The following is a 19,370-nucleotide window of genomic DNA, read 5'->3' as shown; positions in this document are numbered from 1 at the left end:
TGCTTAATATCAAATAAATGATTTCAATGAATACTTTTAAGGACAAACTATGCGTTATTTAGCCTTAACCACCCTACTTTTAGGAACAACCCTGAGCACCCTGACTATGGCAGCAGAAAATGACGCGTTAAATTACAATGTTGTCAATGTACAAGCAGACGCAACTCGCCAAGTATCCAATGATGAGATGCATGCTGTCTTATTTATTGAAAAAACCAACAAACAACCTGCTGAATTGTCTGCTCAAATTACACAACTCATGAATCAAGCCATGAGCATTGCTAAAAAATATCCTCAGGTTAAAGTCGAAACAGGTTCTCAAACCACCTATCCGATTTATGACAATGACAACCAAAAATTAAAAGAATGGCGTGGTCGTGCCGAAGTCCAAATTGAAAGCAAAGACTTTAAAGCAGCAAGCCAGTTGATCAGCGAGTTGCAACAAAATTTCCAAACTCAATCCATTAACTTTACCGTTTCTGATGAACAACGGAAAAAAGTTGAAAATGAGCTGATGGTTGAAGCATCCAAAAATTTCCAGCAACGTGCGCAAATTTTGACACAGGCATGGAATAAATCAGCATATAACTTGGTGAGCTTAAATATCAACACCAATAATTCTTATCCTCAGCCGATCTATGCAGCACGTGCTAGCATGGCAAAATTTGAAGCAGCCGACGCAGGTGGACAAAACATGGCTTCTGGCGAGTCTAAAATTACTGTCAATGCCAATGGATCTATCCAATTTAAATAAGTCTTCTTATTTTTGACAAAAATACATACCTTATAAAACAGTAGATCAATCCCTTGTTCTGCTGTTTTTTATTAAAAAACCCGTCAGATTGGTTTCAAATTTTGAGTTACATTGTTGCTTTTAGGTGAGCACTATATTTCATTTTAATGACAATATGCTTAAAGTAGCCTACCGTCGATTTACTTGAATTTTACTCTAATGTCGATTGAAAACTTAAATTTTGCTGTATTTAATCTTTTAAATGCGCCTGAACATGCATCATCCTTTATGATGCACTATGCAATTTTCATTGCTAATGATTTATTGTATTTAATGATTGTTGTATTTGCCATCTTGTGGTTTCGTGGCGATGAACAAGTCAAAAAACAGATTTTAAAAGCATTCATTTTTACTTGTGTGACACTGTCAATTAGTCAGTTAATTTCACATTTTTTTTATTCTCCACGACCCTTTGTCATGGAAGTCGGTCAAACCTTAATTCAACATAAACCGACAGGTTCTTTTCCAAGTAATCACATGACGATTTTTAGTAGTATCGCCTTTGCTTACTATTTTTCATCACAACGCGAATTGGGTAAATTACTCATCTTGGTCGCGTGGTTAGTGGCATGGTCTCGTGTTTATGTAGGAGTGCATTTTCCACTCGATATGATTGGTGCTTTTTTGTTGGCATTATTGGTCAATTTTTCTGGGCTCATGCTATGGCACAAATATAAAGACTTTATTTTAAATCTGGTCTTGTCAATTTATTATCGTATTTTTAGACCTTTTATTGATAAAGGGTATATAAAATAAACACTACCTCCTACATTACAACAACCAAGTCTCAAATCGTGAGACTTGGTTATTTTTATGACTTTCATTGCAAATACTTCTAGCATAAACTCGCAACATCTCCTTTAAATATCAGCGCTGACCATGGAATATCAAACCCTTTTAATGGGTCTCGGCTTTTTCGCATTCTGTGGTGGGCTGATTGATGCCACAGTGGGTGGTGGTGGTCTAGTCCAATTACCTGCCCTCATGCATGCTTTGCCAAAACATAGTTTAGCCACTGTTTTTGGTACCAATAAAATGATTGCAATGGCAGGTACATTGTCTTCTGCGCTTGCTTATTTTAAGAAAGTAACCATTAATTGGAAGTTAATCCTACCGACCATGGTTGCTGCATTTATATTTTCTTTCTTTGGAGCAATGTCAGTTTCGCTTATTCCCAAAGAATTCATGCGTTATATCGTGTTCTTTTTGCTGATTGCCATTGCCATTTATACATTTGCCAAAAAAGATCTTGGACAAGTTCATACCGTTTTACAAGCAGGGAAAAAGGAAATTGCGCTCGGCATTTTGTTTGGTGCATGTATTGGTTTTTATGATGGTATTTTTGGTCCAGGAACGGGTAGTTTTTTATTATTCTTATTTGTCAAAGTCTTTGCTTTTGACTTTTTAAATGCCTCTGCTTCGGCAAAACTCGTCAATGTTGCCACCAACGCAGCCGCGATGTTTTTCTTTATTCCAACGGGTCATGTGATTTGGCTCGCAGCCGTTGTCCTTGCTGTATGTAATATTTTGGGAGCAATTACAGGCACGGCTTTGGCAATGAAATATGGCAGTGGTTTCATCCGTATTTTCTTTCTGATTTTATTGGTTTTTTTAATTGGGCGAATGGGATCTGATCTATTCTCGTTGTCCTTATTTTAAGGTTTTTTCAATCTTCAATGCTCATGCTGAGCACGGTCAATATGTCGTCTCAATTATGATGACAAAATTCAAACTTATTTCCCAATAAAAAACCGCTCGAAAGCGGTTTTATTTCAAAATCAATGCTAATTATTTCTTAAATGGGAAAGCATATTTGACAATACGTCCAAGTACCTGACCATACTGTTTTAATAAACTTGCATTGTTATAGTTCAAACCATATTTTTCACATACAGCCTGTACTTTCGGTGCCATTTTACGATAACGACGTGCAGGTACTTCAGGAAATAAATGGTGCTCAATTTGATGGCTTAAGTGCCCCGTCAAAATGTGGAACGCTTCTGAACCTGTTAAGTTTGAAGAACCACGAATTTGACGCATATACCAATGACCACGGCTTTCATTTTGTAATAACGTTTTAGGAAAAACTTCTACATCTTTGGTGAAATGACCACAGAAAATAATGCTAAATGTCCAAACGTTACGAATACCATTTGCAACCAAATTACCTGTAAATACAGGCAACGCCGCAGGTCCTGCAATTAAAGGAAAAAATACATAATCTTTTAGAAATTGCTTGCCTATTTTTTGCTGTGTCGGTTTCCATTCTTTTTTAAACTCAGCCCAAGTTTTCCGCTTGTAAATTAATTTACCAATTTCAAGATTTTGGATTGCAACGCCCCATTGAAATAACAAACAAAATGGAATGCTATATAAAGGCTGTAATAAATAGCCCGGCTTCCAACGCTGTTCAGGGAAAAGGCGCAATAAACCATAACCAATGTCGTCATCCATGCCTTTAATATTAGTATAGGTATGGTGCTTGTAGTTATGGGTTTGACGCCAATTATCAGAAGTACCTACAATATCCCACTCATAATTTGTTCCTTTAAAACGTGGATCATTCATCCAATCATATTGCCCGTGCATGACATTATGACCCAGCTCCATGTTTTCCATGATTTTGGCAAAACCAAGTAAACCTGTGCCTAGCAACCATGCTGGTGGGAACCAACCTGCAAAAAGACAAGCGCGCCCTAAAATACTGCTATAGCGAATCGCTGCATAAACCTTTTTAATGTATTTCGCATCTTTTTCGCCAATATCATCAAGAACTTCTTGCTTAATTGCATCAAGTTCACGGGCAAGTTCATCTAACTCAAACTGAGTTAACTCACGGTTTTTAGGATTGGTAAAATATTGAATTTTAACTGGCATATTCATGATAAAACTCGCTTAAATGTCGATAACTAAATCAGTTTGTGCAGTATTTACACAAATTCTAAGTAAATTGTTAGGTTCAGAGTTTTCTTGACCATTCACCATATTTTTGGTTGCACCTTGGGCTTTATTACATGCACATTTATTGCAAATTCCCATACGGCAGCCATGCTGCGGTTTAATGTTTTGTTGTTCTAAACTCACCAAAATAGACTGACCTTTTGGAATCGCCAGCACCTTATTCGACTGAGTTAAAGTTACATTTACAAAGCCTGTTTCATCAGAAATTATGGGCGTAAGACTAAAAGCTTCACTTTTAAAATCATGTGCGGACTGAAATAAACTTTCCGCAGTGCTGACAAAACCTGATGGACCACAAACATAAACCGTACTTTGTGTAAGGTCTTTCACCAAATGTAAATACTCAACATTTAAACGTGCATCTTTAGGCGTATCTTGTGTATAAAAAACATCAAATTTAAAGTTTGGATATTGTACTGCCCATTGTTCAAACTGCTGTTTAAATGCAACATCGGCATGTTTTTTTACCCAATACATTAGATGTACCGTTTGCTCTTTATTTTTTTTGTTTTGAAGCAAATCCTTAACTAAGCTATACATCGGCGTAATGCCACTTCCCGCAGCCAATAATACAAGTGGCTGAGTTGTGTTTAGCAGTTGCATTTCACCATAAGGCTGACCAAACTCAAGAATATCTCCAACTTGTGCTTGTTCATTTAGCCACTGACTAACGATACCTTTCTCAACTTTTTTTACTGTTAATACAACATGTTGTGTATCAAGTTGAGTCAAACTATAAGTACGCTCATAGCGACGACCATTAATTTCAATCGTGATAGGATGATGTTGCCCTGCTTGCCCATGTTTAAAATTACGATTTACTTGAATCGTCAAACTCACCATATCAACGGCGGTTTGTTCTTTTTGGACAATTTTTCCAAGTGCTTGCTGAATTGACCATAAAGGATTAATTTTTTGTAGCCAGAAGTTGCTTGCATGAGTGCCTAATACAACTTCAAATATTGAATTTATAGGAGATTTTTGCTTTTTAAGAGCATGCATCAGAGGCGTACCACTCAATAGGATTTAAATTATTATACATATGTATATATATTTGTATATACAGTTGTATTGTATCTAGACATTTCATTTATGTAATGGCAACGGCTATAATAGTTAAATAACTTAATTTACTTGATATTTATGAATCAGCCCTCTGCACTCTCTGAAAATTCTATTTCCGTTCAAGACACAGATACGGGTCTTGAAAAAGTATCTGTGCGTTCAGTAGGCAGAAAAGCAACCATTACTAAAGAAGAGCTTTTTCAAGCCGCACTAAATTTAATTAGCCCACAAAAAAGTATTTCATCTTTAAGTTTGAGAGAAGTTGCACGTGAAGCAGGTATTGCACCCAATAGTTTTTATCGACACTTTAAAGATATTGATGAACTTGCAATTGAGTTAATTGACCGTGCAGGCGGTGTCTTACGTCAAATTTTGCATCAAGCACGTCTACAAGCGACCAAAAACGGCAGTATTATCCGTAGTTCTGTTGAAGTATTTATTGAACAATTAGATGCTGACGAAGGAAATTTAAGTCTATTATTACGTGAAGGTTATACAGGTTCAATCCAATATAAACATGCTGTAGACCAACAATTGGCTTTTTTTCAACAAGAGTTACAAGAAGACTTAATTCGCTTAGAAAAGCTGAACCGACATAAACTCATTCATCCCGAGCTTGTAGCCAAAGCCATTACACAATTGGTTTTTAATATGGGAGCAAAAGTGCTAGATCTGCCAAATCATGAACGCAAAGCAGTTGCTGAACAAACCATGATTATGATTCGCATGCTGCTTGAAGGTGCTCGCCATATGAATGATGCAACCATTCCTTAAACCTTAAAATCATCTATGCACAAAGGCTTATTATTAACTTAATAAGCCTATATTTTGTGCAACATGAATGGCTTTAGTGCGCGAATTTACCTCAAGTTTTTGATAAATATTTTTGATATGAACATCAACCGTATATTTTGCAATCACCAGTTGGTGACTAATTTCTTTACTGCTTAAACCTGAAGCAATCAATTTTAAAATTTCTGTTTCTCGGTTAGATAAAATACTTTTCTTGCTCACATCTTGTGAAACAACATCCACACCAACAAACTTATTTAAAATTTCTTTAGCAATGCTAGGATCAATAATTGCGCCGCCCGTTAATATGCTACGAATCGCAAACATGATTTCTAAATCATCACGTTCTTTGAGTACATAACCTGTTGCACCAGCAGTGAGTGCCTGATAAATCATTTCCGTTGTATTCCATGCGGAAATCACCATGACAGGAATATCTTCTTTTTCCTTTTTTTGACGTAAATATTTTATAAAATCGATTCCGTTACCATCAGGTAAACCTAAATCGACCAATGCTAACTGCACAATATTTTCTTGTGCATTTTTTTTTGCTGTTGCAATACTTTGTGCAAAAAGCACATCTTGCTTTTTATAGCCAAACGCATATAACAATTTTTCAATGCGGATTTGTACATTAGGATCATCTTCTAAGACTAAAATCGGTTTTAATAACGGACAAGAAATATTAAACATGACGATATCCAATTCATTTTTTTATATTTTATGGACTATCTGGTCAATTTTATATCCCTGAGATTGGTGATTTTTAATACAAAAATATCAATAAAAATCACACAAAAACTTAAAAATATAAAATAAATCACACTTTACCCTAAAGCTTATTTTTTGATATTTATTATTTTTGACTATATGGTAAAAAAGGCAGTTTATCTAAAACTCCCTTTTTTTTCATCCAACACACTAAATTTAAGTTTATTCCCAGATTATTTTTTGCTGTTTAGCCGCCCAACTTTCTAGAGGTTGTTGATAAAGAGCTTCTATTTTATTACGTTTAATCTTCATCGTTGGTGTTAATAAATCATTATCCATAGTCCATAATTTTTTAATGATGACAATAAATGCAAGCTTTTCATGAGATTCTAATTTTTCATTGGTACTATTTAAAAGTGCTGTTAACTCCTGTTCAACAGGTTCTCTTTGCTGCTTGCCTTCAGCTAAGTGATGTCGCAAATCTTCAGCTAGCATGACAAATGCTACAGGTTGAGGCAAACTGGCACCTCCCACGCAAACTGACTCAATATAACCATGATTACCTAACTTTTGCTCAATCGGTACAGGCATCACATATTTACCTTTTGAGGTTTTAAAAATATCTTTCACTCTTCCCGTAATTTTTAAGCGTCCTGAAGCATCGATCTCGCCCATATCCCCTGTACGTAAAAAACCATCCGCTGTGAGATCTTCTGCTGTTTTTTCTGGATTTTTATAATATCCCAACATTGTTCCGGGACTCTTGACTAAGATTTCACCATTCTCATCAATTTTACATTGCACACCTGTTTGTACATGCCCAACGAAACCTTCAGCATATTGTCCTGTGCGTGTTACATGTGAATAACCACAATTTTCAGTCATGCCATAAACTTCAAGTAATTCAAGCCCTAAACTTCGGTACCATTTGATAATATCTACAGGTAATGGTGCTGAACCCGTTAAAGCAAAACGTATATGATTTAAGCCTAATTTAGTTAAAAGTTTCTTCTTAATCACTTTACCTAAAATAGGCAATTTAAATAATATTTTTTGCTTAGATAATGGAATTTTCTCATTAATTCCCAAATAAAATTTTGTCCATAAACGTGGCACTGAAAAGAAAATTGTTGGTTTTGCTCGGTTTAAGTCTTGTACAAAAGTTTCTAAATTATTGGCAAAATATACGGTAAATCCTGCTGCCAAAGAAGCTGACTCAATAAACATTCGCTCTGCAACATGTGCTAAAGGTAGATAAGACAAAGTTCGTTCATTTGACGTAACAGCAAAAGTTCCTGATAAAGAATGCGTAGGGCGAGTTAATGTTGCAAAACTTTGCATGACACCTTTGGGTAAACCTGTACTGCCTGATGTATAAATAATGGTTGCTAAATCATGCTCTTGAGGCAAAGATAAGTTTTCGGATTGTGGCGTTTGAGTAATAATTTCATCCCAAGCCGGTGCAGAGTAATCTGGAGCTAAAGGCAAACGAATACACGGCATATTTTCAGGAATAATTGTTTTTACACTATGCCAACTGTCAGCGACTCCATCTAATTTTCCAATAAAAAATAATTTTGCCTCACTGTGTTCTAAAACATAAGCTGCTCCCTCTGCATTTAAGGTGGTATATAAGGGCACAGAAACATGACCTGCAAGCCAAATTGCCAAATCAGCAATAATCCAATGCGCACTATTTTTACCATAAATAGCAATACGGCTGTGTGCTGGAAAGTTTAAAGATTGCAAATAGCTCGCCATTAAACGTACCTGACGAGCGACTTCCCCCCATGTATATTCCACAACAGAGCCATCAGACAAAGGTTGTACTAAATAAGTTTTATTGGGTTGTTTCTGCTCCCAATGTAATAAATAGTGCAGATGTGTGTCACGCGCTTCAACTTGATTCTTGCTATCCATATTGTTTTTATCCATTTTAAAATCAATGTTTTAATAAAATTAAAACAAAGTAATACCCTTTTTTAAATTTTTAAACAGTACACATTTACTTTTCGCATCCAATTGCAAAAAATATTCAAATGCCTATTATTTATACTATTGCAATTCTTAAAAAGATAGTCTGTTCCGAAGCTTTTTCTCTATTTTCCATTTTATTGAGTGAAATATCTTTTAATTTCAATTTACACTTATTTTGAGTAAAAACTGTTACTTATTGCCAATGCTGATCAAGAAGTATTCACCTATAACGTAGATAAATATATTTTCCATCTCTAGATATGACTCAAAAATTTGCACAATAACAAAGCAATGTAATACATCTTTTTAAGCAAATCATTTTCTCAGTAACGTAATAATATAAGGATATATGAATGACTTACCAAACGATAAAACTTGAATACTTTGATGAGGTTGCGCTACTAAAGTTTACACGTATCTCTGTAATGAACAGCCTATCTATTGAAATGGTAAAAGAAGTTTTAGATGCTTTTACAGCAATTCGTGAAAATAGTGCTATTGGCGCACTGGTGATAAGTGGTGAAGGTAAAGCTTTTTGCACAGGTGCTGAACTGAATCCAGAATTTTTTATGGGTATTGATGGTAAATCTCCTGCTGAGTCATTAGATTATCATATGCAATATTATTTTAATCAATGGATTGAACAGCTTGAAAACTTCCCTATTCCCGTGATTATTGCTATGAATGGTGTTGCAGCAGGTGCAGGTGTTGGCATTGCTTTAGCAGGTGATATTACACTTGCTGCCGAAGAAGCATATTTTATTTTAACTTTTGCACCCAAACTTGGACTCATTCCTGACATGGGAACATCATGGTTTTTACCACGTTTAATTGGTACAGCAAGAACCAAAGCGATTACTTTACTTGGAGAAAAAGTCAGTGCAACCCAAGCAGAACAATGGGGCTTAATCTGGAAAACTGTACCCAAAAATGAATTGCTTGATGAGGCTTTAAAAATTGCAAAAAAACTCGCCTCACTACCGCCTCATATTGCCCAACATATTCGTAATACCTACTCATCTGCCAACGAAAATACCTTAACACAGCAATTAAACTATGAAAAAGATTTGCAATGCCAATTGATTCAAACACCTGCTTTTATGGAAGGGATCATGGCATTTACAGAGCGCCGTGAACCTGTTTTTAAACGTTAAAGTGATGACTGCATTAAGAGGATAATGCAGTCTTTTTGGTTTTAAAATCAATGGGAAATCAAATTCACAGCAATTCCCCACATCATTATTGCAATAAGGATATCTAAAACTTTCCATGCATTAGGTCTTTTAAAAATCGGTTGTAAAAGCCTTGCCCCAAAGCCTAATGCAAAGAAAAAGATAAACGAAGCTGTGATTGCCCCTAAAGCAAAATTCATTTTAGCTGCTGCGTATTGTGTAGAAATTGAACCCAATAAAATGACCGTATCCAAATAAACATGAGGATTTAGCCATGTTAATGCTAAGCAAATGGCTAATAATTTCCATAAATTTTGTTCAGATTGTTCTGTTGCAATTAATGTTTGATTTTGTGTTAATGCTGTATAAAAATGCTGAGCACCATAAAAAAATAAAAAAGCAGCACCAAAATACTGAGCAATGATCAAAATCTCAGGTATTTTTTCAATTATTGAAGCAAAGCCCAACACGCCTAAGAGAATGAGGATCGCATCCGATAATGCACAAACCAAACAAATCCAAAAGACATATTGTTTCTTGAGTCCTTGTTTCAATACAAAAGCATTTTGAGCACCAATCGCCACAATTAGCCCCATGCCCACAGCAAAACCTTGAAGAAAAATATACATTGTTTCATCTTAATCATTAAACTGAGCCATTATGCAAATTTGAAAATTAAAATAAATTATTCTTATAAAATATTAGCTAAACTAAGTTTTTCTTAGCCTCATGCTGGATAAACACATGTTACAAAGCAAACAAAGTGAAGCTTTTCTTGCTGTTGCAGAAACAGGAAGCTTTGAACTCGCAGCCGAAAAGTTATGTATTACAGCATCAGCAGTCACACTTCGGCTACAAACATTAGAAAAAAAGTTAGGGCAAGTCCTTATTTTAAGAGAACGCCCTTGTCGTGTGACACAAGTTGGGCAAATACTCTTGCAACATTTACAACACACTCGTTTAATGCAACAAAATTTATTACAACAGCTCCAAGGTCAAGATACACATTCTGGTTTTTATCAGGTCAATATTGCAACGAATGCTGACTCTCTCGCCACATGGTTATTACCTTTATTACGTGATTTACTGATTAAACAAAACATCACTGTGCATTTTCAAGTCGACGACCAATCAGAAACCCATCATTTACTTGAAACAGGTCTTGTGAATGCCTGTGTCACAACAGAACCTCAAGCAATGAAAGGTTGTATCGCTGAATACTTAGGCAGTATGAATTATCGTTTTACAGCAACGCCCTCTTTTGTAAAACAATGGTTTCCTCAAGGCGTACACCGTGATGCCTTAAGACAGGCACCCGCTTTGATTTTCAATGAAAAAGATTATCTACATACTCATTATATACAACAAAATTTTGGTCTCAGTCCTAGTCAATATCCTCATTATTTTATTCCGTCATCGACTGCCTTTGTTGATGCTATAGTCATGGGCTTAGGCTATGGCTGGCTGCCTGATTATCAAGTAAAAAAGTTTTTAGATACGGGTGAACTCATAGAAATATCACCGCAGTTTCAAATTCAACTGGCTTTGTATTGGCATCATTGGAAACAACAATCTCAGCAACTTCAACACTTAACAGCTCATTTGATTCAATATGCTCATCATGTACTGAACTAAAAGATAAAAAGCTAAATATTTGAACGATCTTGTTGTTGAAACTTTTCACTTAATTTTTGATAGGTTTCAGTTTTTTGGAATTTCTCTAAAAACTCTACTGTTCCCAATGGAAATTCAGCCTGTTTAATTTCACCCTGAAAGTATGCTTCTCTGAGTGGTGTTGCTGAAATTGACCCTTTCAAACTCTCCAATTCAACCATTTTCCATTCAGGGAAAAGCTGTAAATAATAAGAAGACTCATCTTTAAAATGACCAATTAAACCCACTCGGTCATCAGATTTAACCACATCATTCACCAAAGACTTCACTAGCTTTACCCATTTCACATCATTATAAACATCAATAACATGTACAAAATGGATACGTTTTTGGTTTTCAGGTGAAAAATTTGAGAGAATCATTTTTTCACGTTCTTCAGCACTAAAGGGATTTTTAATATTACGCTCATTTTGTGCTGAGCCTAATGCCAAAATTATATTTTGACTTTGCGCTAATGCAATGTTTATAGTTTGCATATGCGCCAAATGAAAAGGCTGAAAACGACCAATATAAACCAGATAATCAAAACAATATTGCATCATAGTCCTCATTTTTATGAACTGACCAGTTTGCGTCTACACATAAAATATGCGACATAATGGCGTTATAAAAATCCAATGAATTTTAAAGCAAGGATAGTACGATGACCCTCAATTGTATTCAACAGCCTCACCCACATTTAAATGCAAATTTAGACAACGGTACGCTCACTTTAGCAATCAATCGCCCTGAAGCAAAAAATGCACTTTATGGTGAATTATATTTGTGGATTGCTCAAGCATTAGATGAAGCAGATCATGATGATGCTGTACGCAATGTCATTTTACGCGGACAAGACAATGACTTTACTGCGGGCAATGATATGCAAGACTTCTTGGCTAGTGCGCAAAAGCCTTTAGATCGTAAAGCAGGTATGAATCCGCCATTTGTATTATTAAAGTCTGCTGCTCGATTTTCTAAACCCTTAATTGTCGCTGTTCGTGGTGTAGCAATTGGAATTGGTGTCACTATTTTATTACATGCTGACTTGGTATATAGCGATAACACAGCATTATTTCAAATGCCATTTGTCAGTCTAGGTTTATCTCCTGAAGGCGCTGCTACACAACTCTTGGTACAACAAGCAGGTTATCATAAAGCGGCTGAGCTTATTTTTACTGCACAAAAATTTAATGCAGAAAAAGCCTTCGCTACAGGCTTAGTCAATGAAATTGTAGAAGATGCTTATGCGCATGCTGAAGCACAAGCACGTCATTTATCTTCACTGCCTTTAGCATCATTAAAACAAAGTAAAGCTTTAATGAAACACAATTTAGAACAAATTATTGAATGCGTAGATCATGAAGCTGAAGTATTTATGACACGTGTCAAATCACCTGAAATGGCAGAAGCTGTTTCAGCATTTATGCAAAAACGTAAACCAGATTTTTCTCAATTTAACTAATTGTGTATTCATTTGTATATTCATATAAGTTTAAGCCACTGAAGTCATTATATTCAGTGGCTTTTTCATTTGAAATTTTTATTTATTTTATAAATTTAAGGCAAGATTTATGACACAAGAAAATTCGACCAAGCAGCGTTATTATGAACCTGCACCACAAAATATTGATATTGATAATTTTAAGCTTGTTCTACAAAGTCGCCGCTCTGTACGTAAATTTACAGAAAAGAAAATTCCAAACGAAGTTTTAGAGCAATGTTTAGATTTGGCTTTACTTGCACCTAACTCATCTAACTTACAACCTTGGACATTTTATGTTGTTCAAACACAAGAGAAAAAACAACAATTGGTTAAAGCATGTTTAAGCCAACTTGCTGCCAGAACAGCCGCAGAACTGATTATTTGTGTTGCCCGTACAGACCGTATAGATGAAATGTCTCAACGAAATTTAAGTGAATTTCCATTTCCTGAAGTTCCACCGATTGTGCAAAAATATTATAGATATATTCCTTATAACTATAAAACTGGTTATTTCAACACTTTGGGTAATTTTAAAAAAGTAGCATTTAAAATCGCCCGTATCATGAACAAACAATTACCTGTAACGGCTTTTAACCCTGCCGATGCTAAGCTTTGGGCAGCAAAAACGACAGCATTGGCTTGCGAAAACCTTGTCTTGGCTTTACGTGCTTATGGTTTTGATAGTTGTATGATGGAAGGCTTTGATGAACCGATGCTGCGTCAAATTGTAAATTTGCATGATCAACAATATCCAATTATGGTGATCGCCGCAGGTGAACGTGCAGAAGATGGTGTATTTTTACCGCAATATCGCTTTGATCGTGATTTATTTATTCAAAAGATTTAAAAACCAATAAAGTCTTCTCTCCCTTTAAGGGATGAGAAACACTGTTTCGCAAAGAGAGAGGCTGCTTTTTAGCTTACTGATTTCAATCAATCTCAACCATCTGAATAAATTCAAAAGCAGGTTCTTCATAAGGATGACTTGCTTTTAAAGCATGCATAACTTGTCGTGCTTTTTGCTCTGAAACAATCGTTTCTACACGCCATTCAGGAACTTGTTCCAAAAGACCTAACTCGCCAATAAACGGGTTCGCACCTTTTACAGGTTTAAATTGCCCGATTCCTAAAACTTGCCAAGCACAGTGTTCATAGTTTCCGATCCCTCCCGCACCTGCTGCAAATATTGCTGCTTTTGTCGTTTCTAAATGTGACTCTGGAACGTAATAAATTAATTTTAGCATCTCAATTTCATTCCAAATAATATAGTTGATGATTTTAAATTTTATAAATATATATTAAAGCGATTTAAAACTCTAAAGTATTTTAAAGTCTAAAATATCCTAAACTCAACTTGTATCCATATATAAATAAGTTTGTAAAATATAAAATAAATAACAAAAAATAATCCTAAGATAGAAATAATGATCGAAGAAATATTATTTTTATAATCTTTTAAGCAACTAAATAAATATGTCGCAAAAATAGCAAAAGAAATCATAAATATTGCAATTAATACAAAAACATACATATTTTTTGTAGAACGGATTTGATTATATTTTTTAAAATTTGGATCAGCATTTTTAAAATAAATACGTGCTTCTTGCCCCTCACTGATCACAGTTGCTTTCGTGATCCAATATAAATCTTTACGCTTCAACATCACACTATAATCAGGACTATAATAAAACTCAGGATAGCTTATCGGATATTCCACATCTGAGATTAACTTCATTTCAGGATGATTGATTTTAAAAAAACTAAATTGTTTACTCACCAGAGTTTGTCCAGTTTTTTTATTTTTAACAATGAGTTCTGGACCTTTAGGTTTTATCGTTTTACCTTTTTTAGAATGGAAACTAAAAATAAGATCTTCAACTTCTAATTCTTTTTCTAATGCCCAATTTAATTTATAACTTATTTCATATTCAGTTAATGCAACTAAATAGGATTTACGAGATTCACTAAACATCACAGTAAACCAAATAATCGCGCATAAAATAACAAAAAAGACTTTTAATTCGCCTTTTACATCTGGTTTTTCTATATTTTCATGATCTATATTTTGATTATCCATATTTTAACTTAATTGTTTTTCCGTTTACTTATTTTCATTAACTGGTTTTATTTGATCTGATGTAACAAAAAGTCCTAATACTTTTGCACCTCCATCATGCCCTTTGAATACCACCGTAAAACGAATGGGTTTCTCAGGATAATCATAGTAATAAGTCACTGAAAATATTTTTCCTACTTTTAAATCAACTGTTTTTGCACGATAAACTACCTCTTTTGGCTCAATCACATGATCAGGCATCATTTCAAAAATTTCTGGCAGCACTTGTGGATTATTATTTAATAATTCATGAACATCTAATTCAACCAACTGGTAAACCTTAATTTCATTTTTTTCAACCAATGCGCTAAAGAGCTGCTGTGCCTTAATATCTTGTTCTTCACTACTTTCTGGTATTTCACCAATTGCTTTTTCAAATACCGCATTACCCACTTTTTCACACACCATGAGCGGTAAACTTAAACACAAAATAAGTAAAATATTCTTCATTCAAATCCCAGTTTATTTTTATAAAAGCATTTAACTTTCATTAAGAAACCAAGTTATCACAGATATAACTACAAATAAAACTCATATATAAATTAAAATGATAAATACTTAAATATACAGATAAAAAAAAGAGCGCCTAAGCGCTCTCCTTTAAATATTTAAATTACTCTTCAACTTCATCATTATTAGATTCAGCATTAGCCTCATCCATAATTGTTTCATCAATCACTAGCTTTTCTTGATCCACTAATGCTTCACCATCAATGGTTTCAACTGACTCTAAAATTTCTTCATCTTCTTCAACAGCTTCAACAGCAACAACGCCAACCAAGATTTCTTCATTACCTAAACGGATAAGACGAACACCTTGTGCATTACGACCTGTTTGTGCAATTTCAGAAGCACGAGTACGCACTAAAGTACCACCATCAGAAATCAACATCACTTCTTTGGTCACATCAATCGCAACAGCACCGACCAATTCACCATTACGCTCAGAAGTCTTAATGGCAATAACACCTTTACCACCACGTTTTTTGGTTGGGAAGTCATCGACAGAAGTACGTTTGCCATAACCATTGGCTGAAGCACATAATACTTCGCCCGTTTCAGGAACAACAACGAGTGAAACGATACGGCTCACAAATGCTGAATCAGATAGATCCTCATCATCAGAATCTACATCAGTTTCCACATCTTCTTCTGCTTGTACAGCAGCAAGTGTTACACGCATACCACGAACACCTTTCGCAGTACGCCCCATCACACGAGCATCAGTTTCTGAGAAGCGAATGGCTTTACCTTCGTTCGAGAACAACATAATTTGCTGTTCACCGTCAGTGATCGCAACACCAATCAAGGTATCTTCTTCTTTCAACTCAATTGCACGTAAACCATTTGAACGAACATTACTAAACTGTTCTAATTCAACACGTTTTACTGTACCTGAAGCGGTTGCCATAAAGACATAGAAGTTTTTACGCACGCTTTCAACACGTTCAGCAAATTCAGCAACCAAATCATCTTGTACATCTGTTGCAGAAAGCTCTAAACCAATTTCTTTCAACTGCTTGCGTAAAGCATCTGATAAGTCATCTGGATTGTCACCCAACTCAGCAAAGGCAGTTTTTAATGCTTCATAATGTGCATCAATAATTGCATTTTCACGTAGTTTATCTACATTATTGCGAACAAACGTTCTAAATTCTGCTAAACGTTCTGTAAATTTCTTCGGTGCATCAATCACAGGAAGAATCGCTGTGATGGTTTCATTTGCATCTAATGGCAATAAGTTGACCATCGGGCGACCTTTTGCACCACGAGATGCTTGTGGTACTTCAAAAACTCTTAAACGATAAACTTTACCCACATTGGTAAAGCACAATACCGTTGCATGGTTCGATGTCACGATTAAATGTTGAATATAATCATCTTCTTTCATCGAAGTTGCAGATTTACCACGTCCACCACGGCGTTGAGCCGCATAATCTGACAATGGTTGAGTTTTTGCATAACCTGTTTTAGAAACAGTGAGTACAACTTGTTCTTCTGGAATTAAATCTTCACGTGAAAAATCAATACGAGATTCAACAATATCTGTTTTACGTGCATCGCCATACTGTTGTAGGACTAAAGCAAGTTCTTCTTTAATCACAGCCATCAACAGATTGAAATCATTTAGAATTGCTGTTAATTCAGCAATTTGTGCCAAGATTTCAGAATATTCCGCTTGTAACTTATCCTGTTCAAGACCAGTCAAACGATGCAAACGTAATTCTAAAATTGCACCAACTTGTGCAGGTGATAAACGATAAATAACATCATCTAGACCAAATGGACGATTTGGATCTTCACCTTCAATTTCATCTGGACGTACAGAAATTGCGCCCGCTTTTTCAAGCAATGCAACTACATTTCCACCTGCCCATTCTCCAGCAAGTAAACGCTCACGTGCTTCTTGTGGGTTTGCTGATGTTTTAATGGTTTCGATGATGTCGTCAATATTGGCTAAAGCAACAGTCAAACCTTCTAATATATGACCACGCTCACGTGCTTTACGCAGTTCAAACATCGTACGGCGTGTTACGACTTCTTGACGATGACGAATAAATGCCGCAATGATATCTTTTAAATTCATCAGCTTAGGTTGACCATTATCAAGGCAAACCATATTAATGCTAAACGAATTTTCAAGTTGCGTATTGAGGAATAAATTATTCACAATCACTTCAGCATTTTCGCCACGCTTCAAGTCAATTGCAATACGCATTCCGTCTTTATCAGACTCATCACGAAGTTCTGAAATACCTTCCAGTTTTTTCTCTTTCACCAACTCAGCAATACGCTCAATGGTTTTTGCTTTATTGACTTGGTAAGGAATTTCTGTGAAGACGATCGTAGTACGACCTGTTTTTTGGTCTTCTTCAAAATGGTATTTACCACGAATATGTAAACGACCTTTACCTGTACGATAAGCGTCTACAATTCCTGATTTACCATAAATAATACCGCCAGTCGGGAAATCTGGACCAGAGATATGCTCCATTAACCCTTCAATACTGATTTGTGGGTTTTCAGCATAAGCTAAACAAGCATTGATCACTTCGGTCATGTTGTGTGGCGCCATATTGGTCGCCATACCCACAGCAATACCTGTGACACCGTTGATCAATAAGTTAGGAATACGCGTTGGCATCACCTGAGGAATACGCTCAGAACCGTCGTAGTTATCTTCCCATTCAACTGTATCTTTTTCTAAGTCAGCCAACATTTCATGGGTCAATTTACGCATACGGACTTCGGTATAACGCATTGCCGCAGCACTGTCACCATCAACAGAACCAAAGTTACCTTGACCATCAACCAATTGGTAACGCAAACTAAAATCTTGCGCCATACGTACAATGGTTTCATAAACAGCAAAGTCACCATGTGGGTGATATTTACCGATTACGTCACCGACAACACGGGCAGATTTTTTATAAGCTTTGTTATAGTCATTGCCTAACTCGTGCATAGCGAATAGCACACGACGATGAACAGGCTTTAGACCATCTCGAACATCTGGTAATGCACGTGAGACAATAACGCTCATCGCATAGTCTAGATATGAGTGCTTGAGTTCATCCTCAATGGCAATCGGTCTAGTTTCCGATACGCTCATGCATACTCCTTATTTCAAGCAAAAAATGCTCGATTTATATCATCAATCTTGCAAATATTTGACCTAAAAAATTTAAGCCAAAATCTAAAATTCAGCCGAAAATTATAGCACAAATACTTCACATTTTGTGACTTTAAATGACTGCAAATCCTGTTAAATTTCACCAACCAATCGTACATTTATTCACCAATTTTTGGTTATAAAATATTGATTACTCGCCCTACTCAATCACGCCATCTTCTCTGTTTAAAAACTTATGTTTTCTGAATGGAAATTGTACAAATTTTATATATATTCAAATTTATTACACATAAAAAATAAGATGACACACGCTATAATTGAGAATGAAAACCTCCAAATTACGTAATTTGGAGGATATAAACTTTTTTCTTTTTTATTTATTAATTTCTGCTTGTGGATCATTCACTTTAACCCAAACCTGTGTACGCCCCAACATCGACACTCCCACAAATCCTCTCAAGCGAAAACGCCGCCCATCTGTTGTTAACTGCCCTTTTCCTTCAAAAATTTTACCGCTTTTTGCTTCTAAAACCTTACCATGAATAAAATGATTTTCTTTTTTAGGGTCTTCAATAAAGCCTGATAAAATCTGCATACCTAATAAAGGCTTATTTTTATAAGGTTCAGGGCATTTTGTACAATTCGTTAATACCACCCCACCTGGCGCCGCAAAACGATGGACAATAAAACCACCATAAGTTCCATCTTCTAATTTTTTAATTTCAATAATCGATAATGCTTCTCCCGTCCGATCATCTACACTTTTCCAATATCCTGTCAATGGACTTGCATATATATTTGTCAGACACCCCATTCCAATTAAAGCAATCAATCCAATTTTTTTTAAAATATTAATTTTCATCTTATGTCCTATTAAGAATTAATTATTCTTCCTTACCAGAAGTAAACTTTATATTACTGCGCACTTAATAAAATACAATTGTTATTTTTAAAAGTTATGCTGAGTATTTATCAAATTTAAAAAAATAAATTAATATTCATTTAAAATT

At 35.4% G+C, this 19,370-nt stretch carries 19 protein-coding genes; 8 read left to right on the top strand and 11 right to left on the bottom strand.

Features of this window, described 5'->3' with window-relative positions; translation table 11 throughout:
* Window positions 1-49 precede the first annotated feature (49 nt).
* The 3 genes from HX124_RS05450 (at window position 50) to HX124_RS05440 (ending at window position 2,452) form a co-directional block, all read left to right on the top strand.
* Window positions 50-754 carry an SIMPL domain-containing protein gene (locus HX124_RS05450; RefSeq protein WP_286382192.1) on the top strand — a complete coding sequence of 235 codons (705 nt, stop codon included), beginning with the start codon at window positions 50-52 and terminating at the stop codon, window positions 752-754.
* Between the two features lie 198 nt (window positions 755-952).
* Window positions 953-1,549, top strand: coding sequence for a phosphatase PAP2 family protein (locus HX124_RS05445; protein ID WP_107006556.1), 597 nt, complete (start codon window positions 953-955; stop codon window positions 1,547-1,549).
* A 123-nt stretch (window positions 1,550-1,672) separates the two neighbouring features.
* Complete coding sequence (locus tag HX124_RS05440) at window positions 1,673-2,452, top strand: sulfite exporter TauE/SafE family protein (protein WP_286382191.1); 780 nt, start codon at window positions 1,673-1,675, stop codon at window positions 2,450-2,452.
* Window positions 2,453-2,581: 129 nt separating this feature from the next.
* Here the strand turns inward: HX124_RS05440 and HX124_RS05435 are convergent, their stop codons facing one another.
* Window positions 2,582-3,676: a fatty acid desaturase family protein gene (locus HX124_RS05435; RefSeq protein ID WP_286382190.1), complete on the bottom strand. Its 1,095-nt coding sequence runs from the start codon at window positions 3,674-3,676 to the stop codon at window positions 2,582-2,584.
* A 12-nt stretch (window positions 3,677-3,688) separates the two neighbouring features.
* Window positions 3,689-4,756, bottom strand: coding sequence for a ferredoxin reductase (locus HX124_RS05430; protein ID WP_286382189.1), 1,068 nt, complete (start codon window positions 4,754-4,756; stop codon window positions 3,689-3,691).
* Window positions 4,757-4,897: 141 nt separating this feature from the next.
* Here HX124_RS05430 and fabR point away from each other — a divergent pair, with 141 nt between their 5' ends.
* Window positions 4,898-5,593, top strand: a complete 696-nt coding sequence (gene fabR, locus HX124_RS05425; protein WP_107006552.1) for an HTH-type transcriptional repressor FabR — start codon at window positions 4,898-4,900, stop codon at window positions 5,591-5,593.
* 33 nt (window positions 5,594-5,626) lie between these two features.
* Here fabR and HX124_RS05420 read toward each other — a convergent pair whose 3' ends face one another.
* Window positions 5,627-6,304, bottom strand: a complete 678-nt coding sequence (locus HX124_RS05420) for a response regulator transcription factor (protein WP_286376464.1) — start codon at window positions 6,302-6,304, stop codon at window positions 5,627-5,629.
* Between the two features lie 240 nt (window positions 6,305-6,544).
* The gene (locus HX124_RS05415; protein WP_286382188.1) at window positions 6,545-8,242 is read right to left on the bottom strand and encodes an AMP-binding protein; all 1,698 of its coding nucleotides are present in this window, start codon (window positions 8,240-8,242) and stop codon (window positions 6,545-6,547) included.
* 410 nt (window positions 8,243-8,652) lie between these two features.
* On the opposite strand from HX124_RS05415, the gene HX124_RS05410 reads away from it, so the two are divergent.
* Complete coding sequence (locus tag HX124_RS05410; protein WP_286382187.1) at window positions 8,653-9,453, top strand: enoyl-CoA hydratase-related protein; 801 nt, start codon at window positions 8,653-8,655, stop codon at window positions 9,451-9,453.
* A gap of 47 nt (window positions 9,454-9,500) precedes the next feature.
* Here HX124_RS05410 and HX124_RS05405 read toward each other — a convergent pair whose 3' ends face one another.
* On the bottom strand, window positions 9,501-10,100 hold the full coding sequence (locus HX124_RS05405; protein ID WP_286382186.1) for a LysE/ArgO family amino acid transporter: 600 nt from the start codon (window positions 10,098-10,100) through the stop codon (window positions 9,501-9,503).
* 115 nt (window positions 10,101-10,215) lie between these two features.
* On the opposite strand from HX124_RS05405, the gene HX124_RS05400 reads away from it, so the two are divergent.
* Window positions 10,216-11,106, top strand: coding sequence for a LysR family transcriptional regulator ArgP (locus HX124_RS05400; RefSeq protein WP_286382185.1), 891 nt, complete (start codon window positions 10,216-10,218; stop codon window positions 11,104-11,106).
* An 11-nt stretch (window positions 11,107-11,117) separates the two neighbouring features.
* Here the strand turns inward: HX124_RS05400 and HX124_RS05395 are convergent, their stop codons facing one another.
* A complete protein-coding gene (locus HX124_RS05395) occupies window positions 11,118-11,684 on the bottom strand; it encodes a nicotinate-nicotinamide nucleotide adenylyltransferase (RefSeq protein WP_107006547.1) in 567 nt (188 codons plus the stop codon).
* Window positions 11,685-11,788: 104 nt separating this feature from the next.
* On the opposite strand from HX124_RS05395, the gene HX124_RS05390 reads away from it, so the two are divergent.
* On the top strand, window positions 11,789-12,589 hold the full coding sequence (locus tag HX124_RS05390) for an enoyl-CoA hydratase-related protein (protein ID WP_107006546.1): 801 nt from the start codon (window positions 11,789-11,791) through the stop codon (window positions 12,587-12,589).
* A gap of 109 nt (window positions 12,590-12,698) precedes the next feature.
* Window positions 12,699-13,457: a nitroreductase family protein gene (locus tag HX124_RS05385; RefSeq protein WP_286382184.1), complete on the top strand. Its 759-nt coding sequence runs from the start codon at window positions 12,699-12,701 to the stop codon at window positions 13,455-13,457.
* Between the two features lie 82 nt (window positions 13,458-13,539).
* On the opposite strand, the gene HX124_RS05380 is transcribed toward HX124_RS05385, so the two are convergent.
* From HX124_RS05380 to HX124_RS05360, 5 genes are all read right to left on the bottom strand, one after another.
* Entirely contained in the window at window positions 13,540-13,854 is a 315-nt protein-coding gene (locus HX124_RS05380) for a YqfO family protein (protein ID WP_286382183.1), read from the bottom strand.
* An 89-nt stretch (window positions 13,855-13,943) separates the two neighbouring features.
* The gene (locus tag HX124_RS05375) at window positions 13,944-14,687 is read right to left on the bottom strand and encodes a hypothetical protein (protein WP_286382182.1); all 744 of its coding nucleotides are present in this window, start codon (window positions 14,685-14,687) and stop codon (window positions 13,944-13,946) included.
* 24 nt (window positions 14,688-14,711) lie between these two features.
* On the bottom strand, window positions 14,712-15,119 hold the full coding sequence (locus HX124_RS05370) for a hypothetical protein (protein ID WP_286382181.1): 408 nt from the start codon (window positions 15,117-15,119) through the stop codon (window positions 14,712-14,714).
* A gap of 220 nt (window positions 15,120-15,339) precedes the next feature.
* On the bottom strand, window positions 15,340-18,339 hold the full coding sequence (gene gyrA, locus HX124_RS05365) for a DNA gyrase subunit A (protein ID WP_286382180.1): 3,000 nt from the start codon (window positions 18,337-18,339) through the stop codon (window positions 15,340-15,342).
* 394 nt (window positions 18,340-18,733) lie between these two features.
* Entirely contained in the window at window positions 18,734-19,222 is a 489-nt protein-coding gene (locus HX124_RS05360) for a DUF2147 domain-containing protein (protein WP_286382179.1), read from the bottom strand.
* Window positions 19,223-19,370: the final 148 nt, after the last annotated feature.

Origin of the sequence: Acinetobacter sp. 226-1 (genome assembly GCF_030329325.1) — a bacterium.
GTDB classification, from domain to species: Bacteria; Pseudomonadota; Gammaproteobacteria; order Pseudomonadales; family Moraxellaceae; genus Acinetobacter; species Acinetobacter sichuanensis.
Note: the sequence above shows the minus strand (reverse complement) of the source record. Positions and strands in the feature narration are given on the sequence as shown.